Raw genomic sequence first — 24,823 nt, 5'->3', positions numbered from 1 at the left:
CAGGCTTATTCGGTCATTCCGCGGGCTACACTCCCGACCCGGTACCGAATGAATGCCGGAAGAGCCAGCGCGGCAAGCGATACACCGATCACGACGAGCACTCCGCCGCCCGCCGCCGCGGCCGCGGTACCCACCGACGCCGCCGCAGCACCGTGCAGGACATCACCGATCCTGGGGCCGCCGGCGACCACGACGATGAACACTCCCTGCAGCCGACCTCGCATTTCGTCCGTCGCGACGGTCTGCAACATCGTCGATCGGAATGCGGCCGAAATCATGTCGGCCCCGCCGCCCAGAGCGAGGAACGCAAGCGCGAACCACAACGCCACCGTCGTCGCACCGTCGGACGCGAGACCGACCGCGACACCGAAACCGATCATCGCCGCACCCCACACCGTGATCGCGACGATCACAGCCATGCCTTGCCGTTTCACACGCGGGAGCCACCCGGAGAACACGCCTCCCACCACCGCACCCGCTGACATCGCCGCGAACAGCATGCCGAGAACCGGCCCGCCCGACGCCGGATCACCGAAGCTTTCGTGCGCGATCTGAGGAAACAGTGCCCGCGGCATACCGAACACCATCGCGATGATGTCGACCACGAACGACGCGAGCAGCACCTTCTGCGTCGCCAGATAGGCGAAACCGTCGAACACCGAACGCAACCCGGCACGCTGCCCAGCCGTGGAAGGAGGGATCGCGGGGAGCTTGATCACCGCCCACAGCGTCGCGAACAGGAACACCGTGTCGATCAGATACAGCGTCTCCAAGCCGATGTAGTAGATCAGGATTCCGGCGCTCAACGGTCCAGCGATGGCGCCGAAGTTCATCACCGTCATATTCAGCGAGTTCGCGGCCGGAAGTTGACCGGGAGGAAGGATGCGCGGCAGCAACGCACTGCGCGTCGGCTGATTGACGGCGAAGAATGCCTGCTGAACGGCCAACAGAACCAGAACGACCCATACGTTGTTCAGATTCAGGAACGCCTGCAGCCAGAACAGCGCAGACGTACCGATCAGACCGAACGTGGTGCACATCAACAACGTCCGACGATCCATCACGTCCGCGAGCGCACCGCCCCACAGCCCGAACACGATCAGCGGAACCAACGCGAACACGCCCGTCAACCCCACGTACGCCGAGCTGAGCGTGATCTGGAATACCTGTTGCGGCACAGCGACGATCGACAACTGCGCACCGATGACGGTGATGATGTTGGCGAGCCACAAGCGTCGATAGGCAGGGGTCTTCAGCGGAGTGGTGTCGGCCAGGACACCGCGAAGAGCATTCACGGCTGCAGGCGCTCCACCAGCCGAGTCGACGTCGTCAACCGAATTCTGTTGTGCAACCGGTTGGTTCGGCCTTGCCAGAATTCCACGGTCTCCGGACTCAGCCGAAACCCACCCCAACCGGGCGGAACCGGCACGTCCACACCGTCGAACCTGCGAGCGACCTCTGCCAGAGCCGCTTCGAGCGCCTCACGGGAATCGATCGGCCGCGACTGCTGCGACGCCCACGCCCCGAGCTGCGACCCGCGAGGCCGCGACGCGAAGTACGCCGCAGTGTCCTCCGCAGACACTTTCCGGACGGCCCCTCGGAAGGTGAGCTGCCGCTCGATACCGATCCACGGGAACGTCACCGAGGCGTACGGGTTGTGAGCGAGTTGGGTGGCCTTGTCGGATCCGTAGTTGGTGTAGAACACCACGCCGTCGGCGTCCAGACCCTTGCACAACACCGTCCTGGTCGACGGCCGACCGTCGGTGTCGACGGTCGCGAGAACCATCGCGTTGGGCTCGGCGACCTTCGCCTCGACAGCGTCGGCGAGCCACTGCTGCGCCACCGGTAGCCAGCCGCCGAGCAGCCGCTCCGCATCCACGTCGGCGTCCTGCTTGTAGTCGACCCGCATATCGGCCAGAGGTGAAGTGTCGCGCGGTTGCCTGTCTCGGTGCACGAACCGCCACGTTACTCCCGAGTACGAGGCGCTACAGTTCTGACCAGGCAAGCTCGAACGCGAGTCGCGAGGCTACAAGGAGAGTCCTACGGTCATGGCTGTACAACAGGTTCCCGAAGATTTCGTCAGTGGTCTCGAAGGCGTCGTCGCGTTCACCACCGACATCGCCGAGCCCGACAAGGACGGCGGCGCACTGCGCTACCGCGGCGTCGACATCGAAGACCTCGTCGCCAAACACGTCACCTTCGGCAACGTCTGGGCACTGCTCGTCGACGGCCGCTTCGGACCAGGACTCCCACCGGCCGAGCCGTTCCCGCTTCCCATCCACACCGGCGACGTCCGCGTCGACGTCCAAGCCGGCTTGGCCATGCTCGCCCCCATCTGGGGCTACCAACCCCTGCTCGACATCGACGGCGCCACCGCCCGCGACCAACTCGCCCGCGCCTCGGTCATGGCACTGTCCTACGTCGCACAATCTGCACGCGGCATCTACCAGCCAGCGGTGCCGCAGAAGAAGATCGACCAGTGCGAAACCGTCACCGCACGCTTCATGACCCGCTGGAAAGGCGACCCCGACCCCGCGCACACCGAAGCCATCGACGCCTACTGGGTCTCCGCCGCCGAACACGGCCTCAACGCCTCCACCTTCACCGCCCGCGTCATCGCCTCCACCGGCGCCGACGTCGCCGCCGCACTCTCCGGAGCCATCGGTGCCATGTCCGGCCCACTGCACGGCGGCGCACCCGCCCGCGTCCTCCCGATGATCGAGGAAGTCGAGAAGAACGACGACGCCCGCGCCCTCGTCAAAGGCATCCTCGACCGCAAGGAAAAGCTCATGGGCTTCGGACACCGCGTCTACCGCGCCGAAGACCCCCGCGCCCGCGTCCTGCGCGCAACCGCCAAGCGACTGAACGCCCCGCGCTACGAAGTCGCAGCCGCATTGGAACAAGCAGCCCTGGCCGAACTCCGCGAACGCCGCCCCGACCGTCCCATCGAAACCAACGTCGAATTCTGGGCCGCGGTCATCCTCGACTTCGCCGAAGTACCCGCGCAGATGATGCCCGCCATGTTCACCTGCGGCCGCACCGCCGGATGGTGCGCCCACATCCTCGAACAGAAACGCCTCGGCAAACTCGTCCGCCCCGCCGCCATCTACACCGGCCCCGCACCACGCACACCCGAATCCGTCGACGGCTGGGGACAGATCGTCTGACATCGGCGCAGCGTCGGTCGCTCACTCGATCGCTCGACGCGCGGGTTTCAGTGGGAGCGCGTGCTGCAACAGGCGCAGTCACTGCAACCCGCGCAGGCGCGCCCAGGTGACCGAACGGCACATTCGCTCACACCGGGTTATACACGAAATTCGGTTATCCACAGGTTCGTCATCCACATCTAGCGCTGACTACTTTCGCAGGTCAGCATGGTCGCATGGACAACCGACGCGACCCGTTGCTGCTGCGAAGCGCTCTCATCCGAACCGGCTCCACGGACAACGACATCCGGTCCGCGAAGTCCGCCGGGACCATCACGTCACTCAGACGAGGAGCCTTCGCACCGACGGCTGCACTCGTCACGATGCGTCCCGAGGAGCAGCATGTGTTGGCTGTCCGCGCGCACTTGTCCGCCGCCAGAAGCGAGCTGGTCGTGAGCCATCAATCGGCAGCGGCGGTTCACGGTTTTGCGATGTGGGCGCCGGACCTGACCAAGGTTCACGTCACCACCAACCGGACATCGGGCGGACGCAAAACCAGCAAAAGTCATGTCCACGCCGCTCCCCTCACCGAAGACGATGTGACGGTGGTCGACGGCATCCCGGTCACGTCCGCGGACCGCACCGTCGCGGATCTGCTGCGCACCTTGCCCTTCGAAGCAGGAGTGTGCGTCGGGGATGCGGCACTGCACAGTGGTTCGGTCACCGTCACCGGCATCGCTGCTGCCCTCGCCAGGTCTGCCGGCCGGGGCGTCGTCAGCGCACGGCGGACGCTCGCTGCGTGTGATGCGCGAAGTGAAAGCGTCGGTGAATCGAGGACCCGTGTTCTGCTCCGCGCGTCGAACATCGAACTTCCGGACCTGCAGGTGAAGCTGTACAGCGAAACCGGAAAGTTCCTGGGTCGGGTCGACTTCCTCTTCCTCATCGGCGTCATCCTCGAATTCGACGGCGATGTCAAGTACTCGAAGTACCTCAGGCCAGGTCAGACGCCGGCGGAGGCGGTCATCGAGGAGAAACGGCGCGAAGACGAACTTCGATCGTTCGGCTGGGTGTTCGTGCGATGCACATGGGCCGAACTCGCTCATCCCGAACAATTCTTGGCGAAGCTGCGACGCGCATTCGAGACGGCGGCCGGCCTACCCGCACCCCGCACAATTACCTACCCCTGAACGCGCACCTTCCAGCGCCTGCGCGTACTGCAGCACACGCGCCCACTGCAACCCGCGCAGCCGGACTCCAACAGACCGAACGGCACATTCGGTCTCCACCGGACCGTGAACGCGCACCTTACAGCGCCTGCGCGTACTGCAGCACACGCGCCCACTGCAACCCGCGCAGCCGGACCCCACCGGACCGAACGGCACATTCGGTCTCCACCGGACCGTGAACGCGCAGGTTCCAGCCCCATGCGCAGGTTGCAACCCTCGCGTCCAGGACAACGTGCGCGTGGAGACCGGCGACCTGCGAGCGACCCACTTGGACTAGCCTGTATGTGCCTGTTCCCTCGATGCTTAGGATGCGCTGCTCAATGGCCGAATTGCCGATCATTCCCGCTGATCTTCTGCCCGCCGACGGACGTTTCGGCTGCGGACCGTCCAAGGTTCGCCCCGAGCAGCTGCAGTCTCTGGTGGATGTCGGTGCGTCCGTGTTCGGTACGAGCCACCGCCAGAAGCCGGTCAAGGACGTCGTCGCACGCGTACGCAGTGGCCTGAAGCACCTCTTCGACCTCCCCGAGGGGTACGAGGTGGTGCTCGGTAACGGTGGAACCACCGCATTCTGGGACGCCGCGGCCTTCGGCCTGATCCGCGAGAAGTCGCTGCACCTGACCAACGGTGAGTTCAGCTCCAAGTTCGCCTCGGTCGCGAAGAACAACCCGTTCATCGGTGACCCGATCGTCGTGAAGGCAGAGCCCGGCAGTGCTCCGGAACCGACGTCGGATCCGTCCGTCGACCTGATCGGGTGGGCGCACAACGAGACGTCGACGGGTGTGGCCATTCCGGTCAGCCGCCCGGCCGGTTCCGAGAACGCGCTCATCGCCATCGACGCGACGAGTGGCGCAGGCGGGCTCCCCGTGAACGTCGCGGACTCCGACGTCTACTATTTCGCGCCGCAGAAGAACTTCGCCGCCGACGGTGGCCTGTGGGTCGGCCTGTTCAGCCCCGCAGCGCTCGAGCGCGTCAACGAGATCCAGGCGTCGGGCCGCTGGGTTCCGGACTTCCTGTCGCTGCCGATCGCGATCGACAACAGCAGCAAGGACCAGACCTACAACACCCCGGCGGTCGCCACGCTCCTGCTGTTCGCCAACCAGATCGAATGGTTGAACGACAAGGGTGGCCTCGACTGGGCGACCAAGCGCACTGCGGATTCGAGCTCGCGTCTCTACGACTGGGCCGAGAAGAGCGAGTTCGCCACTCCATTCGTGGCGGATCCCGCGCACCGCAGCCAGGTCGTCGGCACCATCGACTTCGACGAGAAGGTCGACGCCGCCCAGGTCGCGAAGGTTCTGCGCGCGAACGGTGTCGTGGACACCGAGCCGTACCGCAAGCTCGGACGCAACCAGCTGCGCGTCGGCATGTTCCCGGCAATCGAGCCGGACGACGTCACCGCACTGACGAAGAGCATCGACTGGGTCGTGTCCGCCCTCAGCTGACCTGCACCGGGTCGGCAGCAAGCTCACAGCTCGGGCGCTCCCTTCGAGAGTTAAACTAGTTGGCATCTGCAACTATCTCGAAGGGGGCGCCTTGTGCGTTGGCCGGCGATCCTTCTGCGACTGAAAGTCACGATCACCTACTCGGTCCTGGCCGCGACTGCCGCGATACTCGTCGGGCACCTCGGCCCGCACGCACAATGGCATGTTCTTCTTCGCGCCAGCACCAACCTGCACAATCTCGGCGACGGTCACGTCGGCACGCTCGTCGCGAGCGCATTCCTGACCGACGGTGAACCGAACTGGGTGTGGCTCGGTGCCGTCGCGTTTCTCTTCGCGGTCGCCGAGTGGATCTCGGGGTCCACGCGATTCCTGCTGGCCTTCGCCGCCGGTCACATCGGTGCGACGGTACTCGTCGCAGCCGGCCTCTTCGTCGGAATCCACGCCGACTGGCTGGAGGATTCACTCGCAGTAGCCGTCGACGTCGGCGTCAGCTATGCGGCGGCGGCCGTTGCGGGATCACTGATCGGCTACCTTCGCGGGCCGTGGCGGGCGCTCTGGGCGGGCGGCTGGCTGGCTCTCGTCGGAGCCTCCGCGATCGCCGATCCGTCGTTCACCGCATTCGGCCACGCAACGGCTCTCTGCATCGGATTGGCGTTGGGCGCGTACTTCCTGCACCACGACGCAAATACACTCCGCGACAAGCGCATTGACGTCGATGCGACGGAATCCGTGCACCCGACTAGCGCAATGACTAGTCTTTGACAAGAACGCGACGGGTGCGTGTCGCAGACGCACTCGACGTCACGAGTGGATTACTGTCGACGAGGACGATATCGCGAGTCGGCGCGATGAGGAGGTCAAGGTGCGGGATCTACGCGTGGTCGGTCTCGAACCCGATGGGCAGTACGTGATCTGCGCAGATCCCAAAACCGGCGACAAATTCCGGCTTCCGGCCGACGACAAACTCCGCGCGGCCTCTCGCGGCGACATCGCTCGACTAGGACAGATTGAGATCGAAATGGACAGTTTGCTACGCCCCAAGGAGATCCAGGCCCGAATTCGAGCGGGTGCCACCGTCGAACAGGTGGCGAGCGACTCCGGAATGGCACTGAGCCGTGTCGAGGTCTTCGCCCATCCCGTTCTGCTCGAACGCTCGCAGGCCGCGACGATGGCGCAATCCGGTCACCCCCTTCGTCACGACGGACCCGCGGTGCAGACCCTCGCGGAGGTCGTCGCACTGGCGTTCCGTGCACGCGGACACCACCTCGACGAGGCCACGTGGGACGCTTGGCGCGACGAGGACAACAAGTGGGTCGCGCAGCTGAAATGGCAGGCAGGCCGAACCACCAACAAAGCTCACTGGCAGTTCCTGCCCGACGGCCACGGCGGCACCATCACCGCCCTGGACGACGCGGCGGCCGAGCTGGTCGATCCGGACTTCGGCCGTCAGCTCCGCGGTCTCGCGCCGGTCCGCGCCCTCGAGGTCGCCCCGCAGGAAGAGTCGCAGCAGACGTTCGACGAGTACTACGGCACCACCGCGGACAGTGAACTGGACGACGCTGCCGACGACGAACCGGCCGACGTCGTTGTGAGCGAGCCCAAACATGATGCACTTCCGGCACCGAAAAAGGACAAGAGGGGTAAACCGGCGATGCCGTCGTGGGAAGATGTTTTGCTGGGTGTCCGCAGCAGCGGGCACAGCTGACATGAACCGCTGACAGTCGAGAAGGGTGCCGGGAGTGGGGGTCAAAGTATCGACCATCTGGTACACCGACGCACCTGACCCGGCGTCCTTGTTACGCGAGACGACGGCGTCCGATCATGCTGCCGCCGCGGCTCTCGTCGGTCGATTGATCCCGGACCTCACGGCGCTGTCGACGACGCAGAGCCCTCTACCTCGGTCCGCCGGAGTCGGACCCGACTCGATCTTCGTCGGCTGTTACCCGGGCACCACCGTCGTGTGTTCGACGAACCTGTCGATCGCCAAGCCGTCGCTCATCCCGGAGTCCTGGGTACGTCCTCTCGCCTCGGAGCGCACGTATTTCGTTGCGACCGACCCGGAGAATGCGTGGGGAGCGTTCGCCTACTGGGAACACGGAACCCTTCGCCGCTCGTTCAGCGCGACGCCGATCTACATCTACGAGGACCTCGGCCTGCCGCTCGTGTGGGAGCGACCGTTCTGGGCAGGCGAACGCCCGTTGATCTATCCACCCGGGGTGTTGCCGGACCCACAATCGCTTCCGTTCCATCCGCAGGAATTCGCGGAAGCAGCCAACGCGGAATGGCTCGGCTTCCGCTACACGGGAGCGCCGCGCGGCGACGAGTTCGATCCGACGCCCATTCCCGCGTCCGGTTTTGCGCTCTACACACCCGGCGAAGAACCGGCCGCCGAGGCTCCCGCACCGGTGTCCGCACCGACCGACCGCAAGTTCATGCGTTGGCTGCGACGGAAATCCCCAGAGCCACAAAGCTGAGCACTCCGCCGACGCAGACGCCGTACACCGGCCAACGCCAGACCCGCGTCGACCGCCACCGCAGTACGGTCGGAGCCGCACCGCCGACGACTATCAGGTTGATTCCGATCGCGAGAAACACGTTGATGTGGGCGAGTTCCTGTCCGAACGCCGTCAGGGCAGCGCCGACGAGCACGGCCACGAACACTGCCACCGGGATGCCGGTGAACAACACGTCACGGTCGCGTGCAATGCCCCTGTCGGTCACGACGACTGCAGCCGAACACGTTCGTAGAACGCCATCGCGGCGGCCGTGGCGACATTGAGCGAATCGGTGCCGGGCGCCATCGGGATCCGCGCCCTGACGTCGGTGGCGCGCATCGCGTGCTCGGTCAGTCCTGGTCCTTCGGCGCCCAGCAGCAGAGCCACCTTCTCCCCGGTCATCGCCTCCGCCAGTGGAATCGCCGACGGATTGGGCGTCAGTGAAATCGTCTGAAACCCTCGGTCCTTCAGCATCTTCAGACCCCGGGGCCACTCCGGAACACGGGCGAACGGCACCCGAAGAACGTGCCCCATCGACACTCGCACCGCGCGACGGTAGAGCGGGTCCGCACACGCGGCACCGAACAACACGGCGTCGGCACCGAGGCCGGCGGCGTTGCGAAACATCGACCCGAGGTTCTCGTGATCGTTGACGCCCTCCAACACGACGACGGTTCTGGCGCCGTCGAGTACGTCCGCGAGCTCCAGATCCGGCGGGCGGTGCGCGGCGGCGAGAACGCCACGGTTCAGGTGGAAACCGACGGCCTCGGCCATCACTTCCGCCGTCGCCCGATAGAAGGGCACGTCGACGCCGTCGAGTCGGTCGCCCAGCTCTTTCAGGCGGCGGTCGACACCGAGAAGGCTGATGGGAGCGAACCTCGAGGTGAGCAGACGCTCGGCCACGAGCACACCTTCCGCGATCACCAGGCCTTTACCCTCGGGCAGATCGGGTCGACGGTCGGACGAGTTGAGATCGCGAAAGTCGTCGAGCCGCGGGTCCGCCGAGTTTTCGATGTCGATTACGTGTACCACGTGTCCATCTTCCCACCCGCATGAAAAGCGCCCCCGTCTATGCCAAGCTGAGGAGCGATGACTACCGACGACACGATCACGATCCGTACCGCCACCGACGACGACTGGGATGCCGTGGCGCTGCTCGACGCGCACGCGTTCGGCGAGCACCAGAATTCCGAGGACCTGGCGGAAACACAGATACTGACCAGCTCAGAACACGTCGTGATGGCGTGGGACGGGGATGCGCCCGTCGGCGTCGCGATGCACTTTCCGATGTCGGTGACGGTCCCCGGCGGCACGCAGGTGGACGCGTCGGGTGTGTCGTGGGTGTCGGTCGCGCCGACGCACCGTAGGCGCGGAATCCTGCGGCGCATGTTCACCCGGCAACACGAGAAGCTAGAGAAGGCGGGTGCGCCGCTGTCGCTTCTCACCGCGAGCGAAGCCACCATCTACGGCCGGTTCGGCTACGGACCTGCCACCGAAGAACATTCGGTGGTACTCGATCGCCGGTTCGCGCAGTTCCACAAGGACGTCCCTCCCGTCACCGGGGTTCGCCTCATCGAATCGGCCGAGGCGGCGAGCCTCCTCCCGGACATCTACCACCGGTGGCAGCGCAGGACGGCCGGAGCACAGCCCAAGCCGCCCATTCGCTGGGAGCGCTTCTTCGCGGACCGCGAGAACCGTAGGCACGGACTCACCGAATTGTTCTTCATCGCGCACGCCGACGGTTACGTCGCCTACCGGCGCAGCCCGACCGAGTCCAAGATCGTCGTCCAGGAATTCATCGCCGTCACCGATCAGGCGTACGCGGAGCTGTGGCAGGTACTCGCCGGGGTCGACCTCGTCGACACCATCGAAGTCAACCAGGCTCCCGACGAAGCGTTACCGTTCCTGCTCACCAGCAATCGGCTACCGAAGGTCACCGCCCACCACGACGCATTGTGGTGCCGGGTCATGGACGTCAAGGCTGCGTTGGAGGCCCGCACCTACGGAGTCGACGCTCAGTTCGTCCTCGACATCGAAGATCCGTTCCTGAACGCAGGCGGCACCTTCGACGTGACCATCTCCGAAGGACGTGCGTCGGTGACGCGTACCGAAGCAGCACCGGACGCGACGATGAAGCTCGACGTCCTCTCGGCGATGTATTTCGGCACCCACAGCGCCACCAGGTTCGCGGCGGCATCGCGGTTGTGGGCACGTGACCCGGAAGCGCTGCACACCGTGGACCTGGCCTTCTCCACCGACCGCGCCTCGGTCATGGGCTGGGCCTTCTAGGAATCTACGGCCGGCCGACCACACCGTTGGTGAAGGCGTAGTGCACAGCCTGCGCCCGGTCCCGCAGTCCGGCCTTGGCGAACAGGTTGTTGATGTGAGTCTTGACGGTCGCTTCGCTGACGAACAACGCCGAAGCGATCTCGCGGTTGGTGAGCCCTTCCGCGATGTGACGGAGCACCTCGGTTTCGCGTGGGGTCAGCTCCACTGGAGGGGTGGTCGGCGCCGCAGGTCGGGCGACGGCCAGCAGGCGCGCCTGCACCGCACGGTCGAGTACCGACTGACCTGCCACCGCCGCGCGGAGCGCCGCAGCGATTTCGTGTCGTCCGGCATCCTTGGTCAGATATCCGACGGCCCCTGCGCCGAGCGCGCCGAGGATGGAGTCGTCGTCCGCAAAGGTCGTCAGCACCACGACGGGCAGGTCCGGGTGTCGTCGATGCAGCTGCGTGGTCGCCTCCACCCCACCGATCCCCGGCATGCGAAGGTCCATCAGGACGACGTCGGGATCGACGCGGTCCACCTCCGCGATCGCCCCCTCGCCGTCGGACGCTGTCGCGACGACGGAAATGTCCTCGACGAGATCGAGCATCGTCGCCAGGGCTTCTCGCACCGACGTCTGGTCGTCGGCGATCACCACGCGCACGCTCATGCGTCGAGTGTGACGTGTACGCGCCACCCCTGATCGGTCGGCCCTGCCGTCGCCGTGCCACCGACGAGGGCGGCTCGTTCACGCATCCCGACCAGACCCATCCCGCTGCCGACGACTGCGCTCGGCAACTCGGACGCCTGATTGTCGACGGTCAGTTCGATGCTCTTCGGGTGGAAGGTCAATGCGACGTCGACGGGTGCGTGAGGTGCGTGCCGATGCGCGTTGGTCATCGCCTCTTGAACGGAACGAATCAGGAACTGCGAGCCCTCGACCGACGGTTCTCGCGGTGATCCGTGCACCTCGAACCTCGCCTGATCGCCGACGAGATCACGCAGCGTCGGCACCAGCGGGAGGGCGTCGTCGCGCAGTGCCTGTACCGCGCGACGTGCCTCCACGAGGCCTTCTCGCGACAACGACTGCGCCCGTCTGATCGATTCGCGGGCGGACTCGATCCGATTGCCGTCGAGCAACGCGTCGGCGACCTCGAGCTGCATGGTCACCCCGGACAACGAATGCGCGAGAACATCGTGGATGTCGCGAGCGATCCGGGCCCGTTCGGCGAGCGCTTGTTCACGAACCTGTGCCTCCAGTGCCGCCACCCGGTTACGTCGCGAATAACCGAGAAGCGCCGGCATGCCGACGACCAATCCGGCAATGGGCGGCCAGGTGTCGATGCCGCAGGCGTCGGCGACCGCGAGCGACACCGCACACGCGACGCTCACCGATGCCGCGAGCGGCAACGACACCGACGGACGGAAGCGGTACCCGATACTGCCCGCGACGAAGAACGGGAACACCGAGGCGATGGAATCGGTCGCGAACGGAAGCAGGGCCGCGGAGGCGACGATTCCGACACCGATCAAGCCATTGCCCACCCGTGCCGGCACCCATTTCTCCGGCGCCGTCCGCACCGACATGACGACGCTGTTGACGACGAGCAGGCACAGCACGAGAAGGCCCTCACCCTCCACCCCGAGTGGGCGGAGGGTGAGGAACGAGGCGACGACGATCACCGCCGCGAAGTACGGGGTCAACACCGATTCAGTCTGTCACTCACGCCGCGCGGGCGGCTCCGTGCCGCCACACCGCGTGGTCACCGGTCTTGCGTGCCTGCCATGCAATGGTGTGCCCGGTACGCGTGGCGCGGTAGAGAACCACCAGGCCCTCGGCGAGGAAGCCGACGCCCAGCGACAGCATCAGCGCGTGTCCTGCGACGGTTGCTGCCGACGCGTCGATGGAGGCTTCGATCGGTGACGCGACCAGACGTACGGCAACCGACGCGATCAGCAGGGCCACCGACGCGACCGTGTAGCGCATGAAGGCGAAGCCGTCGCGGGGTTCTATCTTGATGGTGAACCCGCGAAGCACTCCCAGAGCCGCGGCGACGGCGGCGCCGAACGCCACGAAGGCAACGGCCATCGGGGTGATGCCGACGGACCCGATACTCGCGACGCCGATGACCGCAATGATGCCGGGGAGCACCAATGTCCGGCGGGCTTCGATCATCTGACCCGTCATGCGGCGGAACAGTAGGTAGAGAACCAGAGCTGCGATGAGGACGATCCAGGTGATGTTCATGTCCACAACGCTAGGAACGATCGAGTGCATTCGTATCGACCCACGGGTGGAGATCAGGTGGAGCTCGTCTCCGCCCCCTGACATTTGTCATGGCTCGGCCGTGACATCGTCACGCCAGCCGATGACGCACAGCACTACTGGTCGCGGCCCGATCGGGCGAGAGTTATTCTCATGAAACAACCAGACGAAGGAAACCTCTTCACCGACCTGATGGAGTTCGGCCCCGCGCCGACGATGGCGCGCGAAGTCGTCGTCATCGTCATCTCCCTTGCCCTCCTGGCCGCTGTCATCGCCCTCGTGGGAACCAGCACGCTCGTGTGGATAGTCGCCGTGGTCGCGGTCGTGTTCCTCGCGGCACGCTTCGCGTTCGGTCTTCGTGAGTGGGGCAAGCGATGAGCATCATCGAAGTCGACGGCATGACCCGTCGGTACGGCACCGGCAAGACTTCCTTCGAGGCGGTCAGCGACCTGAACCTCTCGGTGCGGGAGGGCGAACTGTTCGGACTCCTCGGCACCAACGGCGCCGGTAAGACGTCCACTCTCGAAGTGATCCAGGGACTTTCGCGCCCCAGTGAAGGGACCGTGTCCATCATGGACATGGATCCGGTCCGAGACCGCCGCGACGTGCGCCCGAATCTGGGGATCATGCTCCAGAAGGGTGGGCTTCCGTCCGACCTGACCGCACTCGAGAGCCTGGAGATGTGGGCGGGCACGTGCAGCAACCCGCTGCCGGCACGCGACGTCCTCGCCCGAGTGGATCTGGCGGACCGCGCGGACACCCGGGTCAAGTTCCTCTCCGGTGGCGAGCAACGACGATTGGACCTGGCCTGCGCGATCATCGGACAGCCGCGTGTGCTGTTCCTCGACGAACCGACGACGGGTCTCGATCCCGAGAGTCGCCGCAACACATGGACGTTGATCGAGGAACTCAAGCAGTCCGGAGTGACCATCATGCTGACCACGCACTACCTGGACGAAGCCGAGCAGCTGTGCGACCGGCTCGCGATCATGCACAAGGGCCGCGTCGTCCGTAGCGGAACCGTCGCGGACGTCATCTCGGGGCATCCTGCGAAGATCCATCTGGAGCTACCACCCGTGACGCTCCCCGAACTACCGGGTGCGACGCTCGACATCGAAGGCGGTCGTCTCGTCATCGCCACCCAGACCGTGCAGGACACGTTGACCGACCTGCTGCTGTGGGCACGACAGTCCGGAGTACGCCTCGAAGGACTCGATGCACGCGCCGCATCGCTCGAGACCGTGTTCCTCTCCATCGCAGACGAATTCGACGATCGTAAGGAAGTTGCAGCATGAGCACCCTGGCCACTCTCTCGCGCTCGGAGTTCACCCTCCTCGTCCGCAACCGAGTACTGCTGTTCAACGCCATGATCATGCCGCTGCTGTTCCCCGTGGTGGTCCTGATCATCGGGCGGAACAGTGACGCGGGGTTGACCGACACGATCGTGTCCTCCGCACTCGAGGTCTTCTCCCTGTTCCTGCTCGTGTTCCTGGTGTACTACAACCTGCTCTCGGCGTACGCCACGAGACGGGACGAGCTGGTGCTCAAGCGACTTCGCACCGGTGAAGCGACGGACAACCAGATCCTGCTCGGCCCGGCGGTACCGTCGTTCGCTCTGACGATTGTCCTGACCATCGTGATCGTCGCCGTCATCGCGGTCCTGGGAGGCGGACTCCCCGTCAACCCGATTCTCCTCGTGGTCGGATTCGGCGGTGGCGCAGCACTGTTCGCTGCACTGGCCCTGATCACCTCGACGTTCACCCGCAACGCCGAGGCAGCACAGATCACCAGCCTGCCGATCATCCTCGTCGCCATGGCCGGAACGTCGTTCCTGCGGGGAATCGTTCCCGAGTCGGTGGACACGGTCATCGACCTGACTCCGATGGCGGCCGTCCTCGACGTCGTCAACCTGGGCTGGCTCGGAACCACCGATCCGGATTCGGCCGCGCTCGCCTTCGCCGACACCTTCTCCCCCGCCCTGAAGCCGATTCTGGTCATCGCCGCGTGGATCGTCGGGTCGATCGTGATCGCCAAGACACACTTCCGTTGGGAACCGCGTGCCTAGAGACCTCGGTCAGGCTCTGGAAAGGTGGTGAACATGAAACTGCGGCGCTACCTCGATCCGCGAACGACATGGCGGGACACCACCGACGTCGACAAAGTACGGCTCTACACCCGTCAGTCGTTCGTGAGCATCGTCGTGCTTCTCGGAGTGGTCGCGCTCGCAGAATCGGTGACCGAGCGACTGTGGGTCTCCGGAGTCGCTCTCGCCGTCACCGCAGGCGCGACCGCGATCACGGTGCACCGAATGCCGATCATCGGCGGAATGCGCAGCGGCGAGATTCGGTGGCCCCTCGCCATCACGGCGGTGTCCGCCGCGGTGGCGGGGATCGCCGGAACGGCCACGTTCAAGATGTGGGCGTTACTGATCGTGGCCATCCCGGTGACGGCCCTGATCCCGCTGCGGTGGTCGGCGGCCATCGGCGTGGTCGTCGGCGTCGCAACCGGCGTCTCCCCCTACGGCCCTCTCGCCGGCGTCGTCGCGTTCGTCGTCGTGGTGGGTATGGCAGCCACGGTCAAGCTGTCCATGTGGCTCCTGGCCGTCGTCACGGAACTCGACTCGTCCCGTGAAGCGGCAGCCTTGCTGTCCGTCGCCGAGGAGCGACTCCGCTTCTCCCGCGACCTGCACGACGTCGTCGGCCGCGCGTTGTCCGCAATCGCGGTCAAGAGCGAACTCGCCGCCACACTGTCCCGGCGCGGCGACGAGCGCGCCGCCGAGCAGATGGAAGAAGTCCGAGACCTGGCTCAGCACTCCATGACCGAGGCCAGACAACTGGTCCGCGGATACCGCTCGATCGACCTTGCGAGCGAACTGAACGGTGCGTGCTCACTTCTGCGGGCCGCGGGCATCGACACGACCGTCACCGGCAGCCCCGACGACGTCTCACCCGACTTCAGCGAAGCCGCCGCCTGGATCGTGCGCGAAGGTGCCACCAACATCCTCCGCCACTCCGACGCCACCCACAGCAGCATCGACGTCACCGAGAACTCCGTCCGCATCACCAACAACGTCCCCCACCAGCAACGGACAACCGACGGCACCGGACTCGCAGGGCTCCGGGAACGACTCGCCGCCGTCGGCGGAACCGTCGACACCACCCTCACCGAGGACGAGTTCACCCTGACCGCGACCTTCGCCTCGGCAGCGACAAGCGCCTCCACCCATGCACACCCCACTCATTCCGCAGGCTCCACTCCCGCCCACCCCGGTCATTCCGCAGGCTCCACTCCCGCCCACCCCGGTCATTCCGCAGGCTCCACTCCTAAGGTTGGTTCATGATCCGCGTACTCCTGGCCGACGACGAGAATCTGATACGTTCCGCCCTCGCGACGATGCTGTCGCTCGAGGACGACATCGACATCGTCGCGCAGTCCGATTCCGGGGAGGCCGCAGTCACCGCGGCGAAGGAACACTCACCCGACATCGCTGTTCTCGACCTGCAGATGGGGGGAATCGACGGTATCGAGGCCGCGGGACTCATCGCCGGCGCCGTCCCGACCTGTGCCGCCATCATCGTCACCAGCCACGGCAGGCCGGGGTATCTCAAGAAGGCATTGGAAGCCGGAGTTCGCGGCTTCCTACCGAAGACGACGTCGGCCGCGACGCTCGCCGAGGTGGTGCGGACCGTGCACGGAGGCGGCCGATACGTCGACCCATCGCTCGCCGCGGAAGCCATCGGCGCGGGAGATTCACCACTGACCCCGCGAGAGGCGGACGTTCTCGAATTCGCAGCCGACGGCGCGACCATCGCCGAGATCGCCTCGCGCGCGCACCTGTCCCAGGGAACCACACGCAACTACCTGTCCTCGGCCGCAGCGAAACTGGGAGCAGCCAATCGGCACGAGGCGTCAGCCGTTGCGCGACGCCACGGCTGGATTTGACGTCACCTCCAGGGACGGCAGCCGACGACCCGGCGCGGCCCAGCTGACCCCGATCCGTAAACCGTTGTGCTTCATCAGGTACACGGCCGCGATCACGCCGGTCAGGAGCGAGACGACGCCGCCGACGACGAGAGGGGCGCGGGGGTCCAGTACGTCCGCCAACCACCCGAGGACCGGACTTCCGATCGGAGTACCCCCGAGGAAACAGAGCATGTAGATACCCATGACCCGTCCGCGCATGTCCGACGGTACGGACATCTGCAGAATGTTCATCGCCGACGTCGAGAACGTCAGGTTCAGTGCACCCGTCGGAATCAGCAGCAGCGCAACGAGCACGTAATTCGGCATCAATCCGACGAGCATTTCGAAGAAACCGAACGCAATGATCGCCCCGAGGAACAACCGGAGCCGAGGCGTCGTCGATCGTCGCGCTGCCAGCGTCGCTCCCAGCAATGTTCCCACCGCCAGCGTCGTCGACAGCAGCCCGTACGCGTCAGCACCGCTGCCGAACGAGTTACGCGCCAACACCGCGAGACTCAGCGGGAAATTCAACCCGAACGTGGACACCACGAACACCGTCGCCAGCAACACTCGCAGATCAGGCCTGCCCCACACGTAGGAAAAGCCGGCTCGCACCTGTCCTTTCGCGCGCGGGGCACGTTCCACGGCGAACAAGTCCTTCGCGCGCATCGCGATCAATGCACCGAAGACGGCAGTGAAGGACGCTGCATTGATCAGAAAGACCCAGCCCGTTCCGACAAGCGTGATCAGGACACCGGAGATGGCAGGCCCGATGATTCGGGCCATGTTGAACGTCATGGAGTTCAACGCAATTGCGTTGGACAGCGTTTCCTTGCCGACCATCTCGATGGTGAAGGATTGACGCACCGGGGCGTCGATGGCCGACGAGCACCCCAACACGAACGCGATGACGTAGACGTGCCACAGTTCGACGACATTGCCCACGTCCAACAGGCCGAGCACCAGTCCGCACACCGCAGCGAAAACCTGCGTGATCATCAGAAGCTTGCGCTTGTCGTACCGGTCCGCCAGCACACCGCCCCACACCGACAGCAGCAACGTCGGACCGAACTGCAACGCCATGACGATCCCGACGGCGAAACCGTTGCCTCCGGACAACGTCAGAACCAGCCAGTCCTGAGCAACACGTTGCATCCAGGTCCCGACTAGCGACACGATCTGCCCCGACGCCCACAATCGGTAGTTGCGCGTTCGAAGCGCGGCGAACATCGGCGAGGCTGCGGGCACTCTATAGATATTAAACCTATCTAACGAGTCGTTCCGCAGGCTCCACTCCTGGCCTAACGAGTCGTTCCGCAGGCTCCACTCCGGCCCTCACGAGGCCCCTGCCTATTCGGACTCGCTCACCAAGGCGCTGATGATCCCCACGGCATCGCGCAGGGTTGCGAGCTGGGTCTCGTTCAACCCGGCCAACTGCGCAGTCATCCACGCCTCACGAGCACTTGCCTCGTCCGCGATGAGCGTGTGCCCGGCGGGCGACAACGACACGATCACCTGACGGCCGTCGGTCGGATGCGCGGTGCGCACCACCAATCCCAGGTCCGCCAGTGACGCGATGACCCTGGTCATCGACGGTGGCTGCACGCGCTCCCGAGCCGCAAGAGCCCCCGGTGTCATGTCACCCTCACGGCTCAGCGTGGCCAAGGCCGACAGCTGAGTCAGCGACACTTGCGAATCGACCCGTCTCCCCCTCAGATGACGAGTCAATCGCACGACGGCAAGCGACAGGTCGCTCGCCAATTCACGGTTGTCCTTAACGTTATTTCCCGACGTCACAGCGAGGAGACTACGCCTAGCAACGAGGATGAGCTCAGGTAACCGCGTCCGTGATGGGTCCGACCACGAAATACGCCACGAACAGTAGAGCGACGACCCAGAGCAGGGGATGTACCGACTTGGCCTTGCCTCGACCGACCGCGAGTATCACCCAGGCGATGAAGCCGACGCCGATACCGTTCGCGATGGAGTAGGTGAACGGCATCACGAGGATGGTCAGGAACGCGGGAAGGGCGATCTCGAACTTCGTGAAATCGATGTCCCTGACCTGTCCGATCATCAATGCGCCGACCACGACAAGGGCGGGGGCCGCTGCTTCGATCGGGACGATGGCGGTCAACGGCGTCAAGAACATCGCGGCGAGGAACAGCACACCCGTGACCACGTTGGCCAGGCCGGTGCGTGCGCCCTCAGCGATTCCCGAGGCGGACTCGACGAACACCGTGTTCGACGACGCCGACGCACCGCCGCCTGCGATGGCGCCGGTTCCCTCGATGACGAGTGCCTTACCGATTCCGGGGAGTGTGCCCTTCTCGTCGACGAGTTCGGCCTCCTTGCCCAGGCCGGTCATCGTCCCCATCGCGTCGAAGAAGTTCGCGAGCACGAGGGTGAACACCAGCAGGCTTGCCGCCAGCACACCGATGCGGGTGAAGGCGCCGAACAGGTTCACGTCTCCGACCAACGACAGGTCGGGGATCTGGAAGAGCTGATCCGGGAGAATCGGAACGCTGAGGTTCCAGCCCTTGGGGTCGACGCCCTGCGACGGACCCACGTCGGTGACGGCCTCGACGATGGCCGCGACGACGGTGGTGACGACGATTCCGATGAGCAGACCACCGCGCACCTTGCGTGCGACGAGGATGCCCATGAGGAGAAGTCCGAAGACGAACACGGCCGTCGGCCACGACGCGATGGAGCCGTCGATGCCGAGCCCGACGGGAACCGTCGTACCGGCAGCGTCGGGGACTCTCCTGACGAATCCGGAGTCGACCAGACCGATGAACGCGATGAATGCTCCGATACCCGCTGCGATCGCAGCTTTCAGCTCGGACGGGATCGCGTTGAACACGGCGGTGCGGAATCCGGTGACGGCCAACAGCACGATGATGATTCCGTCGATCACCACCAGGCCCATTGCCTCGGGCCAGGTGACCTGGGGTGCGATGGTGACCGCCAGGAGGGTGTTGATGCCGAGTCCGGCTGCGATGCCGAAGGGATAGTTGGCGACGATGCCGAACAGGATCGACATGAATCCCGCGACGAGCGCGGTCACGGCGGCGACTTGCGACACCGGCAGGATGTTGCCGAGCACGTCCGTCTTGGCCGCTGCGTCGTCGGCCGAGAAGCTGCCGAGGATCAACGGGTTGAGTACGACGATGTACGCCATCGCCACGAACGTGACGACGCCGCCGCGCACTTCGGATCCAACGGTGGATCCACGTTCGGTGATCTTGAAGTAGTTGTCCAGGAGCCGGGACTGGAAGGCCATGGAGGTAACCTACATTTCGTGGACCCCGAGTCGGAACCGAACGAGCTCAGCCCCAGGCTGACCGATCCGGCTCCGGTGCTCGCGGCCGGACTTGCCCTGTGGATAGCGGCAACCGTCGTCGTTCTGCTCGTCGGCGAGCGGTGGTCGTCGGCGCTGCCCGTCTGTTGGGCCGGAATCGGTGTCGGAGCAACCGGTTACGTGGTGTTTCTGGTCCAACGCGCGGCATCGAGGCGCGGCAGCAAGACCGCGCAGCGCGGCTTGAACTGACTGTTCGACCTTCATAACCCACGTCACGTCGTGCCGCTGCACGTAATCGTCGTCACCCTACACAGCTCTGACGTGCGGAAACTCACCTCTGAATCGGTTGAGTTACACAGATTTAACGTGGACTATTGGTTATGTCAGTTTCAAGCAACCGGATGATCCACGAAAGCAAGGCCATGAAGTTCGTTTCGCAGTTCCGTACCCGCCGTAACCACACCCGCTCGCTCCGCGCTCTCTACGCACGCGCGCACGCAGTCAGCAGCCCCTCGATGCGCGACGAACTCCTCGTCATCGCGCAGCGGTCCGACTTTCAAGGTCGCTGATCACGGCTGATCGCGCGGACCACGACGATCCACAGCAATCCCCACAGGGCTCCGAACACCCAGCCCGCCAGCACGTCCGTCGTCCAATGGGCACCCAGGTAGATCCGGGAGAACCCGATCGCCAGGGTGCCGGCGACGGGCAGCGCCAGCAGGCTGCGCCTGTGCAGCCACGGCGTCCGTGACGTCACCAGGACGGCGATCGTCACCGTTGCGAGGATGGCGGACATCATCGCGTGGCCGGAGGGGAACGAAAAGCTGGAGATTTCGACCAGTCGTTCCGGAACCGGTGGCCTGGCGCGCCCCCACAGCAGCTTGGCCAGACTCATTGCGCCCCAACCCGTCAACATCGCGCCGCCGACCATGATCGCGTCGGGCCGACGGCCGGATGTCAGCAATGCTGCGCATCCCGCGATGGACCAGACGAACATCCACACCGTGTTCCCGAGTGTCGTGATCACCCAGAACAGTGACGTCACCCAGGCCACGCGATGCTCGACCATCCACTGAAGGACGTCAGCGTCCACCTTCGACCTCCCTGCTGTCGGCGATGTGAGTGACGCCGTCCTCGGTCACCCACCAGGCGAGGGTTCGCTCCCCCGCCATAGCTCCGCGAAGTCGAACAATCAACTCGTGGTGCACGACGACCCGCCCCGCGGGCAGGTCGAGTCCCAGTGCCGCGCAGGCCAACACCGACGACGACTCACGATCGAAGGAACTCACCCGTCCCACGCCCCGCACATCACCGTGGACAACGTCCGAGGCGAGGCGCACATCGAGCACCGAAGCCAGCACGGACGCGGACTCCAGTGTCGACAACACGGTGACGTCGGCGTCGACGACGGCGGCGAGCCACGGTCGATCGAGCACCATCGCATCGATCGGGTCGACGAGTGCACCCGACACCGATCGAACCTGCGGCGGCAGGTCCAGATCGTCCTCCTCGACGCGCCCCGACGCCACTGCGTCGGCGATCGCTGTATGAGTTGTCGCGATCACCGCAGGAGTCGGTGCGCGCGAGGGATCGGCGAGACGCTCGATCAGCAGCCGGGTGAACCAGGCGCTGTCGCAGTGGTTCGGCGCCAGCGCAGCTGCGAGATCGTCCGCACTCGGATGCTCGAACACGTCGAGCAGTCCGTCGAACGTCGTGTCCGACGGCGCACGGTACGTTCCGACAGACGCGCCGTCGACGACGGCGTGCCGCCGCAACCACCACGCGGTGTATCCGTCCCGATCCTGCAGCGCGGCGCGTGTTCTCGGGTCCGCCAACAGCTGAGACAGCGCTTCCGGCCAGGCATCGGAGTCCACGAGATCCAGGTCGCGGACCGCGACGAGCGTCTCCGGGTCATCGGCCAGCGACGCCCACCACGCGGCCTCGTCGTCGAGGTCGTGATCCGGCTCGGTCGGCAGGTCGTCGGTGACGACCCCGAATCCCCAGCCGACGCCCACTGCGCGTAGCGCTTCCGGTCCGTGTGAACGTACGACGGCGGGATCGACCGTGCCGAACGGCGAGTCCTCGGACAAGACGGCCGCCAACGGTGCGTCGGGCAGCAACAATTCGTCCGCCGCACGCAGTTCACCGGTGGAACTGGCCAGCGGAATCGATCCGAGCCACCCGGGCAAACCGTCGGCGTTCGCGGCAAGAGTGAGTACGGCGTCGGTCAGCTCGTCGACGGCATCACCGTCGTCCCAGTCCAGTTCGTCCAGAAGAGCTTCCAGCGCAGGATCGGACAGCATCTCCGCGGCGGACAACTGTGCCGCGCCCAGCCTCGTCAACAGAGGTCGGGCGGCATCGGGGTGAACCAATCGAGTCCAGTGCACTCCGATCGCACTGTTGATGCCGTCGCCGAGTACCGTCGTGCGCGGCCCCGTCACCGTACGGCCGTCAGCGAGTGGAACAGGAAGTGCAGCAAGCTCTTCCGATGCAACGCCGTCGACGACCAGAGCCGCGAGCCCGTCGTACAACCGACCCCACCACGCCGGTTCGCGGTCCACACCGGTGAGCATCTCGGCGAAACGCGCCAACCCGATGCGACGAACGTCGACCGCAGCCAACGCCGCTGCGTGTCGTGGACCGGACATCGACGGCGCAACCAAATCCGGGAACGTATCTGCCAGTACCTCCGCCAACTCGTCCGTGAGCCCGGGCAGAACCATGGCTCGGGACGGAACCAGATCCACCCCTCCGACTCCGAGAAGCCATGCAGCGGAGGATGCCTCACGCAGAATCGACTCCCGCAGGACCTCGTCGACGGCACTGCGCGCGAACCCGGGCACCGGGACGAACGTCGGTCGCACCGAGGAAGGCAGGGCCGCCAGCATCCGGCCGTATCCGGCGGCAAGCCCGGCCACATCGGCACCGGGGAGTACCCGTCGGCGGTCGGGTTGCATGGCCACGTCGGCGATCGGCATCGCCGGCAGCGACAACTCCTCGTCCGAACGCGTCGGCGCGCGAAGAACATTCGCGGAATCAGGTACCGGCCGATCGTCGACGGTCGGAATCAGCCACCGCACACGCTCGGTGCGATACTGCCACCACCGGCCCCCGTCCACGTCGACGACTTCCACCCCGTTCCCGACACCGGTGACGGTGCGTTCGAGGCGGTCGCCGGCTATGTCGATGACCGTCAGCGCTTCCAGTTCCAGCAACAGCGACGCCGCTTCCTCGCGCATCGAGGCGAGGATCTCGTCTGCGTCTCGCACCCGCAACACGACTTCGGAGTCGAATCCGTCGGCGGGCGGGACCGAACTCGGCCACGCCAGTCGCAGAACCGGAACACCGGCCGCCGGCGGCACCACCCCGGCGTCCGCCAGCGCCCGCACCGTCCGATCGGCGCTGAAGACCACGCCGCCTGCAGCGGAACGAAATTCGATCTCATCACTGACTGCGCGCACCGCGGTGAAACCGACACCGAACCGCCCGACACCCTCGGTTTTCGCGGACACCCGCAACGCGGTCAGAGCGTGCACCCCACTTCGATCGAGCGGAGCGCCGGTGTTCGCGACGTGCAGGAACTCCCCTTCCGACCACGCACGGAGCGAACCGGGCACCCGGCCGCGTGCGGCAGCGTCGGCGGCGTTCTGCGCCAGCTCGGTCAGCAGCCGTTCGCGATAACCACCGCGCACCAGATCACTCTCGGTGGCAGAGTCCTCCCGCAATCGCGTCGGCGACGACGTCCATGCGGACAGAACCGCCGCACGCAGCGATTCGGTGTCGAATGGATCGCTCAATCGGTCGATCGATCGTCCTGCTCGGCGGCGTCGACGAGAGCCTCCGACTCGGCCTCGGGCGTGATGGCCCCCGGCTCGGCATCAGGCTCGGCATCAGGCGTGGCGGCCTCCGGTGCGGGTGGTGTGGCGACGACCTCGAGAGCCGCGTCGTCGTACGGGTCGAACTGCGGAGACCCGGCGCCGGTGGGCAGCTCGGTGTCGGAGTGCGCGCCACAGCCGTACTCGACGTGCACCACTCGCCCGTCGGCGGAGTACTCGTTGCCGCACACTCCGAAGGCTGCCGACAACGACCCGGCGATCGGCAGGAAGAATCCGCACAGACCGCAGGTCGACGGGGCGGCCTTGGCCATCTCGCTACCCGGCCCGAAGTCACCGTCGTGCCACCGTTCGGCCGCGTCGAGTCGCTCCTCCCGGCTCGGAACCTGCGTACGGCCCAACCCGAGTTCGAGAGCGACGTCGTCGACAGCGGGGTCACCGGTCGCCACGTACCCGGGCACCAGACGTGGATCCTGCTGCCGGGGCGGGAGAAGATCACCCGGTCCGAGGTCGCCCGGACGGATCCGCTCGTCCCACGGCAACCACGCGGGCGCGACGAGAGCGTCGGGGCCGGGGAGCAGCACGATTTCGCTGATGGTCGCGACGTCGGCGTCCTCGGGCGCGGCGACGACCACAGCCCACTGCCATCCGCGGTAGCCCTGCAATTCGGCACGGAAGCGGTGCGTGGCCGCCGAGCGATCCTCGGCGGTGACGCCGAGATATTCTCCGACGCCGCCTTCGGCCGAATCGATCAGCGCCGCACGAGCCAACTCCGCGGCGTCGGCGAGAACGGGGCGAATCTGGTCGAGCTCAGGAGACGATGTGAAACTCACACATTCATTTTGCCGCATCACTTCGGATGCGCCCAGTTCGGGCTGCCATG

General features: G+C 65.7%; 28 protein-coding genes. 14 read left to right on the top strand and 14 right to left on the bottom strand.

The window, feature by feature from the left end; translation table 11 throughout:
• Nucleotides 1-5: 5 nt before the first annotated feature.
• Nucleotides 6-1,295 (bottom strand): MFS transporter, encoded by a 1,290-nt coding sequence (locus tag ACFULT_RS06485; RefSeq protein WP_094719461.1) that lies wholly within the window; start codon nt 1,293-1,295, stop codon nt 6-8.
• Nucleotides 1,292-1,909: a pyridoxamine 5'-phosphate oxidase gene (gene pdxH, locus ACFULT_RS06480; RefSeq protein WP_037103645.1), complete on the bottom strand. Its 618-nt coding sequence runs from the start codon at nt 1,907-1,909 to the stop codon at nt 1,292-1,294. Before pdxH ends, ACFULT_RS06485 begins: the two co-directional genes overlap by 4 nt.
• Before the next feature lie 139 nt (nt 1,910-2,048).
• On the opposite strand from pdxH, the gene ACFULT_RS06475 reads away from it, so the two are divergent.
• Both ACFULT_RS06475 and ACFULT_RS06470 read left to right on the top strand, forming a co-directional pair.
• Complete coding sequence (locus tag ACFULT_RS06475; RefSeq protein ID WP_378480965.1) at nt 2,049-3,167, top strand: citrate synthase 2; 1,119 nt, start codon at nt 2,049-2,051, stop codon at nt 3,165-3,167.
• A gap of 215 nt (nt 3,168-3,382) precedes the next feature.
• Nucleotides 3,383-4,333, top strand: coding sequence for a hypothetical protein (locus tag ACFULT_RS06470; RefSeq protein ID WP_378480964.1), 951 nt, complete (start codon nt 3,383-3,385; stop codon nt 4,331-4,333).
• A 118-nt stretch (nt 4,334-4,451) separates the two neighbouring features.
• Here ACFULT_RS06470 and ACFULT_RS06465 read toward each other — a convergent pair whose 3' ends face one another.
• The gene (locus ACFULT_RS06465; RefSeq protein ID WP_378480963.1) at nt 4,452-4,640 is read right to left on the bottom strand and encodes a hypothetical protein; all 189 of its coding nucleotides are present in this window, start codon (nt 4,638-4,640) and stop codon (nt 4,452-4,454) included.
• A 52-nt stretch (nt 4,641-4,692) separates the two neighbouring features.
• Here ACFULT_RS06465 and serC point away from each other — a divergent pair, with 52 nt between their 5' ends.
• From serC to ACFULT_RS06445, 4 genes are all read left to right on the top strand, one after another.
• Nucleotides 4,693-5,814, top strand: coding sequence for a phosphoserine transaminase (serC, locus tag ACFULT_RS06460; protein ID WP_378480962.1), 1,122 nt, complete (start codon nt 4,693-4,695; stop codon nt 5,812-5,814).
• A 93-nt stretch (nt 5,815-5,907) separates the two neighbouring features.
• Nucleotides 5,908-6,576 carry a rhomboid-like protein gene (locus ACFULT_RS06455; protein WP_378480961.1) on the top strand — a complete coding sequence of 223 codons (669 nt, stop codon included), beginning with the start codon at nt 5,908-5,910 and terminating at the stop codon, nt 6,574-6,576.
• Nucleotides 6,577-6,676: 100 nt separating this feature from the next.
• On the top strand, nt 6,677-7,519 hold the full coding sequence (gene sepH, locus ACFULT_RS06450) for a septation protein SepH (RefSeq protein WP_037103634.1): 843 nt from the start codon (nt 6,677-6,679) through the stop codon (nt 7,517-7,519).
• A gap of 34 nt (nt 7,520-7,553) precedes the next feature.
• Entirely contained in the window at nt 7,554-8,288 is a 735-nt protein-coding gene (locus ACFULT_RS06445) for a DUF6928 family protein (protein WP_037103627.1), read from the top strand.
• Here the strand turns inward: ACFULT_RS06445 and ACFULT_RS06440 are convergent.
• Both ACFULT_RS06440 and ACFULT_RS06435 read right to left on the bottom strand, forming a co-directional pair.
• Nucleotides 8,245-8,535, bottom strand: coding sequence for a DUF2537 domain-containing protein (locus ACFULT_RS06440; RefSeq protein WP_037103624.1), 291 nt, complete (start codon nt 8,533-8,535; stop codon nt 8,245-8,247). The two genes, ACFULT_RS06445 and ACFULT_RS06440, sit on opposite strands and share 44 nt — an antisense overlap.
• Complete coding sequence (locus ACFULT_RS06435; protein ID WP_037103621.1) at nt 8,532-9,341, bottom strand: RNA methyltransferase; 810 nt, start codon at nt 9,339-9,341, stop codon at nt 8,532-8,534. Before ACFULT_RS06435 ends, ACFULT_RS06440 begins: the two co-directional genes overlap by 4 nt.
• A gap of 57 nt (nt 9,342-9,398) precedes the next feature.
• Between ACFULT_RS06435 and ACFULT_RS06430 the strand changes: the two genes are divergently transcribed.
• Nucleotides 9,399-10,598 (top strand): GNAT family N-acetyltransferase, encoded by a 1,200-nt coding sequence (locus ACFULT_RS06430; RefSeq protein ID WP_378480960.1) that lies wholly within the window; start codon nt 9,399-9,401, stop codon nt 10,596-10,598.
• A gap of 4 nt (nt 10,599-10,602) precedes the next feature.
• On the opposite strand, the gene ACFULT_RS06425 is transcribed toward ACFULT_RS06430, so the two are convergent.
• From ACFULT_RS06425 to ACFULT_RS06415, 3 genes are read right to left on the bottom strand one after another with little or no spacing between them, the layout of a single operon-like run.
• Nucleotides 10,603-11,244: a response regulator transcription factor gene (locus tag ACFULT_RS06425; RefSeq protein WP_037103615.1), complete on the bottom strand. Its 642-nt coding sequence runs from the start codon at nt 11,242-11,244 to the stop codon at nt 10,603-10,605.
• Nucleotides 11,241-12,281, bottom strand: a complete 1,041-nt coding sequence (locus tag ACFULT_RS06420) for a sensor histidine kinase (RefSeq protein ID WP_378480959.1) — start codon at nt 12,279-12,281, stop codon at nt 11,241-11,243. The genes ACFULT_RS06425 and ACFULT_RS06420 overlap by 4 nt, the downstream gene beginning before the upstream one ends.
• A gap of 16 nt (nt 12,282-12,297) precedes the next feature.
• The gene (locus tag ACFULT_RS06415; RefSeq protein ID WP_241483563.1) at nt 12,298-12,822 is read right to left on the bottom strand and encodes a hypothetical protein; all 525 of its coding nucleotides are present in this window, start codon (nt 12,820-12,822) and stop codon (nt 12,298-12,300) included.
• 171 nt (nt 12,823-12,993) lie between these two features.
• Between ACFULT_RS06415 and ACFULT_RS06410 the strand changes: the two genes are divergently transcribed.
• From ACFULT_RS06410 to ACFULT_RS06390, 5 genes are read left to right on the top strand one after another with little or no spacing between them, the layout of a single operon-like run.
• Nucleotides 12,994-13,218 carry a hypothetical protein gene (locus ACFULT_RS06410; RefSeq protein WP_052059073.1) on the top strand — a complete coding sequence of 75 codons (225 nt, stop codon included), beginning with the start codon at nt 12,994-12,996 and terminating at the stop codon, nt 13,216-13,218.
• Nucleotides 13,215-14,135: an ABC transporter ATP-binding protein gene (locus tag ACFULT_RS06405; RefSeq protein ID WP_037103605.1), complete on the top strand. Its 921-nt coding sequence runs from the start codon at nt 13,215-13,217 to the stop codon at nt 14,133-14,135. The genes ACFULT_RS06410 and ACFULT_RS06405 overlap by 4 nt, the downstream gene beginning before the upstream one ends.
• Nucleotides 14,132-14,905, top strand: coding sequence for an ABC transporter permease (locus ACFULT_RS06400; protein ID WP_037103602.1), 774 nt, complete (start codon nt 14,132-14,134; stop codon nt 14,903-14,905). Before ACFULT_RS06405 ends, ACFULT_RS06400 begins: the two co-directional genes overlap by 4 nt.
• Nucleotides 14,906-14,938: 33 nt before the next feature.
• A complete protein-coding gene (locus tag ACFULT_RS06395) occupies nt 14,939-16,180 on the top strand; it encodes a sensor histidine kinase (protein ID WP_037103955.1) in 1,242 nt (413 codons plus the stop codon).
• Nucleotides 16,177-16,782 carry a response regulator transcription factor gene (locus ACFULT_RS06390; protein WP_037103599.1) on the top strand — a complete coding sequence of 202 codons (606 nt, stop codon included), beginning with the start codon at nt 16,177-16,179 and terminating at the stop codon, nt 16,780-16,782. The genes ACFULT_RS06395 and ACFULT_RS06390 overlap by 4 nt, the downstream gene beginning before the upstream one ends.
• Here the strand turns inward: ACFULT_RS06390 and ACFULT_RS06385 are convergent.
• From ACFULT_RS06385 to ACFULT_RS06375, 3 genes are all read right to left on the bottom strand, one after another.
• A complete protein-coding gene (locus ACFULT_RS06385; protein ID WP_378481345.1) occupies nt 16,750-18,033 on the bottom strand; it encodes an MFS transporter in 1,284 nt (427 codons plus the stop codon). The two genes, ACFULT_RS06390 and ACFULT_RS06385, sit on opposite strands and share 33 nt — an antisense overlap.
• 120 nt (nt 18,034-18,153) lie before the next feature.
• On the bottom strand, nt 18,154-18,600 hold the full coding sequence (locus tag ACFULT_RS06380; protein ID WP_037103593.1) for a MarR family winged helix-turn-helix transcriptional regulator: 447 nt from the start codon (nt 18,598-18,600) through the stop codon (nt 18,154-18,156).
• 34 nt (nt 18,601-18,634) lie between these two features.
• Nucleotides 18,635-20,089 (bottom strand): NCS2 family permease, encoded by a 1,455-nt coding sequence (locus tag ACFULT_RS06375; RefSeq protein WP_037103589.1) that lies wholly within the window; start codon nt 20,087-20,089, stop codon nt 18,635-18,637.
• Between the two features lie 18 nt (nt 20,090-20,107).
• Here ACFULT_RS06375 and ACFULT_RS06370 point away from each other — a divergent pair, with 18 nt between their 5' ends.
• Together ACFULT_RS06370 and ACFULT_RS06365 are read left to right on the top strand one after the other, a co-directional pair.
• Nucleotides 20,108-20,356, top strand: coding sequence for a DUF2530 domain-containing protein (locus ACFULT_RS06370; protein WP_037103586.1), 249 nt, complete (start codon nt 20,108-20,110; stop codon nt 20,354-20,356).
• A gap of 173 nt (nt 20,357-20,529) precedes the next feature.
• Nucleotides 20,530-20,676 (top strand): hypothetical protein, encoded by a 147-nt coding sequence (locus ACFULT_RS06365; protein WP_378480958.1) that lies wholly within the window; start codon nt 20,530-20,532, stop codon nt 20,674-20,676.
• Here the strand turns inward: ACFULT_RS06365 and ACFULT_RS06360 are convergent.
• Genes ACFULT_RS06360 through ACFULT_RS06350 form a run of 3 tightly spaced genes read right to left on the bottom strand, consistent with a single transcriptional unit; the run spans nt 20,664 to nt 24,791 of the window.
• Complete coding sequence (locus ACFULT_RS06360; protein ID WP_037103584.1) at nt 20,664-21,200, bottom strand: phosphatase PAP2 family protein; 537 nt, start codon at nt 21,198-21,200, stop codon at nt 20,664-20,666. The genes ACFULT_RS06365 and ACFULT_RS06360 overlap by 13 nt on opposite strands.
• Complete coding sequence (locus ACFULT_RS06355) at nt 21,190-23,904, bottom strand: sacsin N-terminal ATP-binding-like domain-containing protein (RefSeq protein WP_378480957.1); 2,715 nt, start codon at nt 23,902-23,904, stop codon at nt 21,190-21,192. Before ACFULT_RS06355 ends, ACFULT_RS06360 begins: the two co-directional genes overlap by 11 nt.
• Nucleotides 23,901-24,791: a DUF3027 domain-containing protein gene (locus ACFULT_RS06350; RefSeq protein ID WP_378481344.1), complete on the bottom strand. Its 891-nt coding sequence runs from the start codon at nt 24,789-24,791 to the stop codon at nt 23,901-23,903. The genes ACFULT_RS06355 and ACFULT_RS06350 overlap by 4 nt, the downstream gene beginning before the upstream one ends.
• Between the last annotated feature and the right edge of the window lie 32 nt (nt 24,792-24,823).

The organism is Rhodococcus sp. NPDC057297 (assembly GCF_042667435.1).
Taxonomy (GTDB): domain Bacteria; phylum Actinomycetota; class Actinomycetes; order Mycobacteriales; family Mycobacteriaceae; genus Rhodococcoides.
Note: the sequence above shows the minus strand (reverse complement) of the source record. Positions and strands in the feature narration are given on the sequence as shown.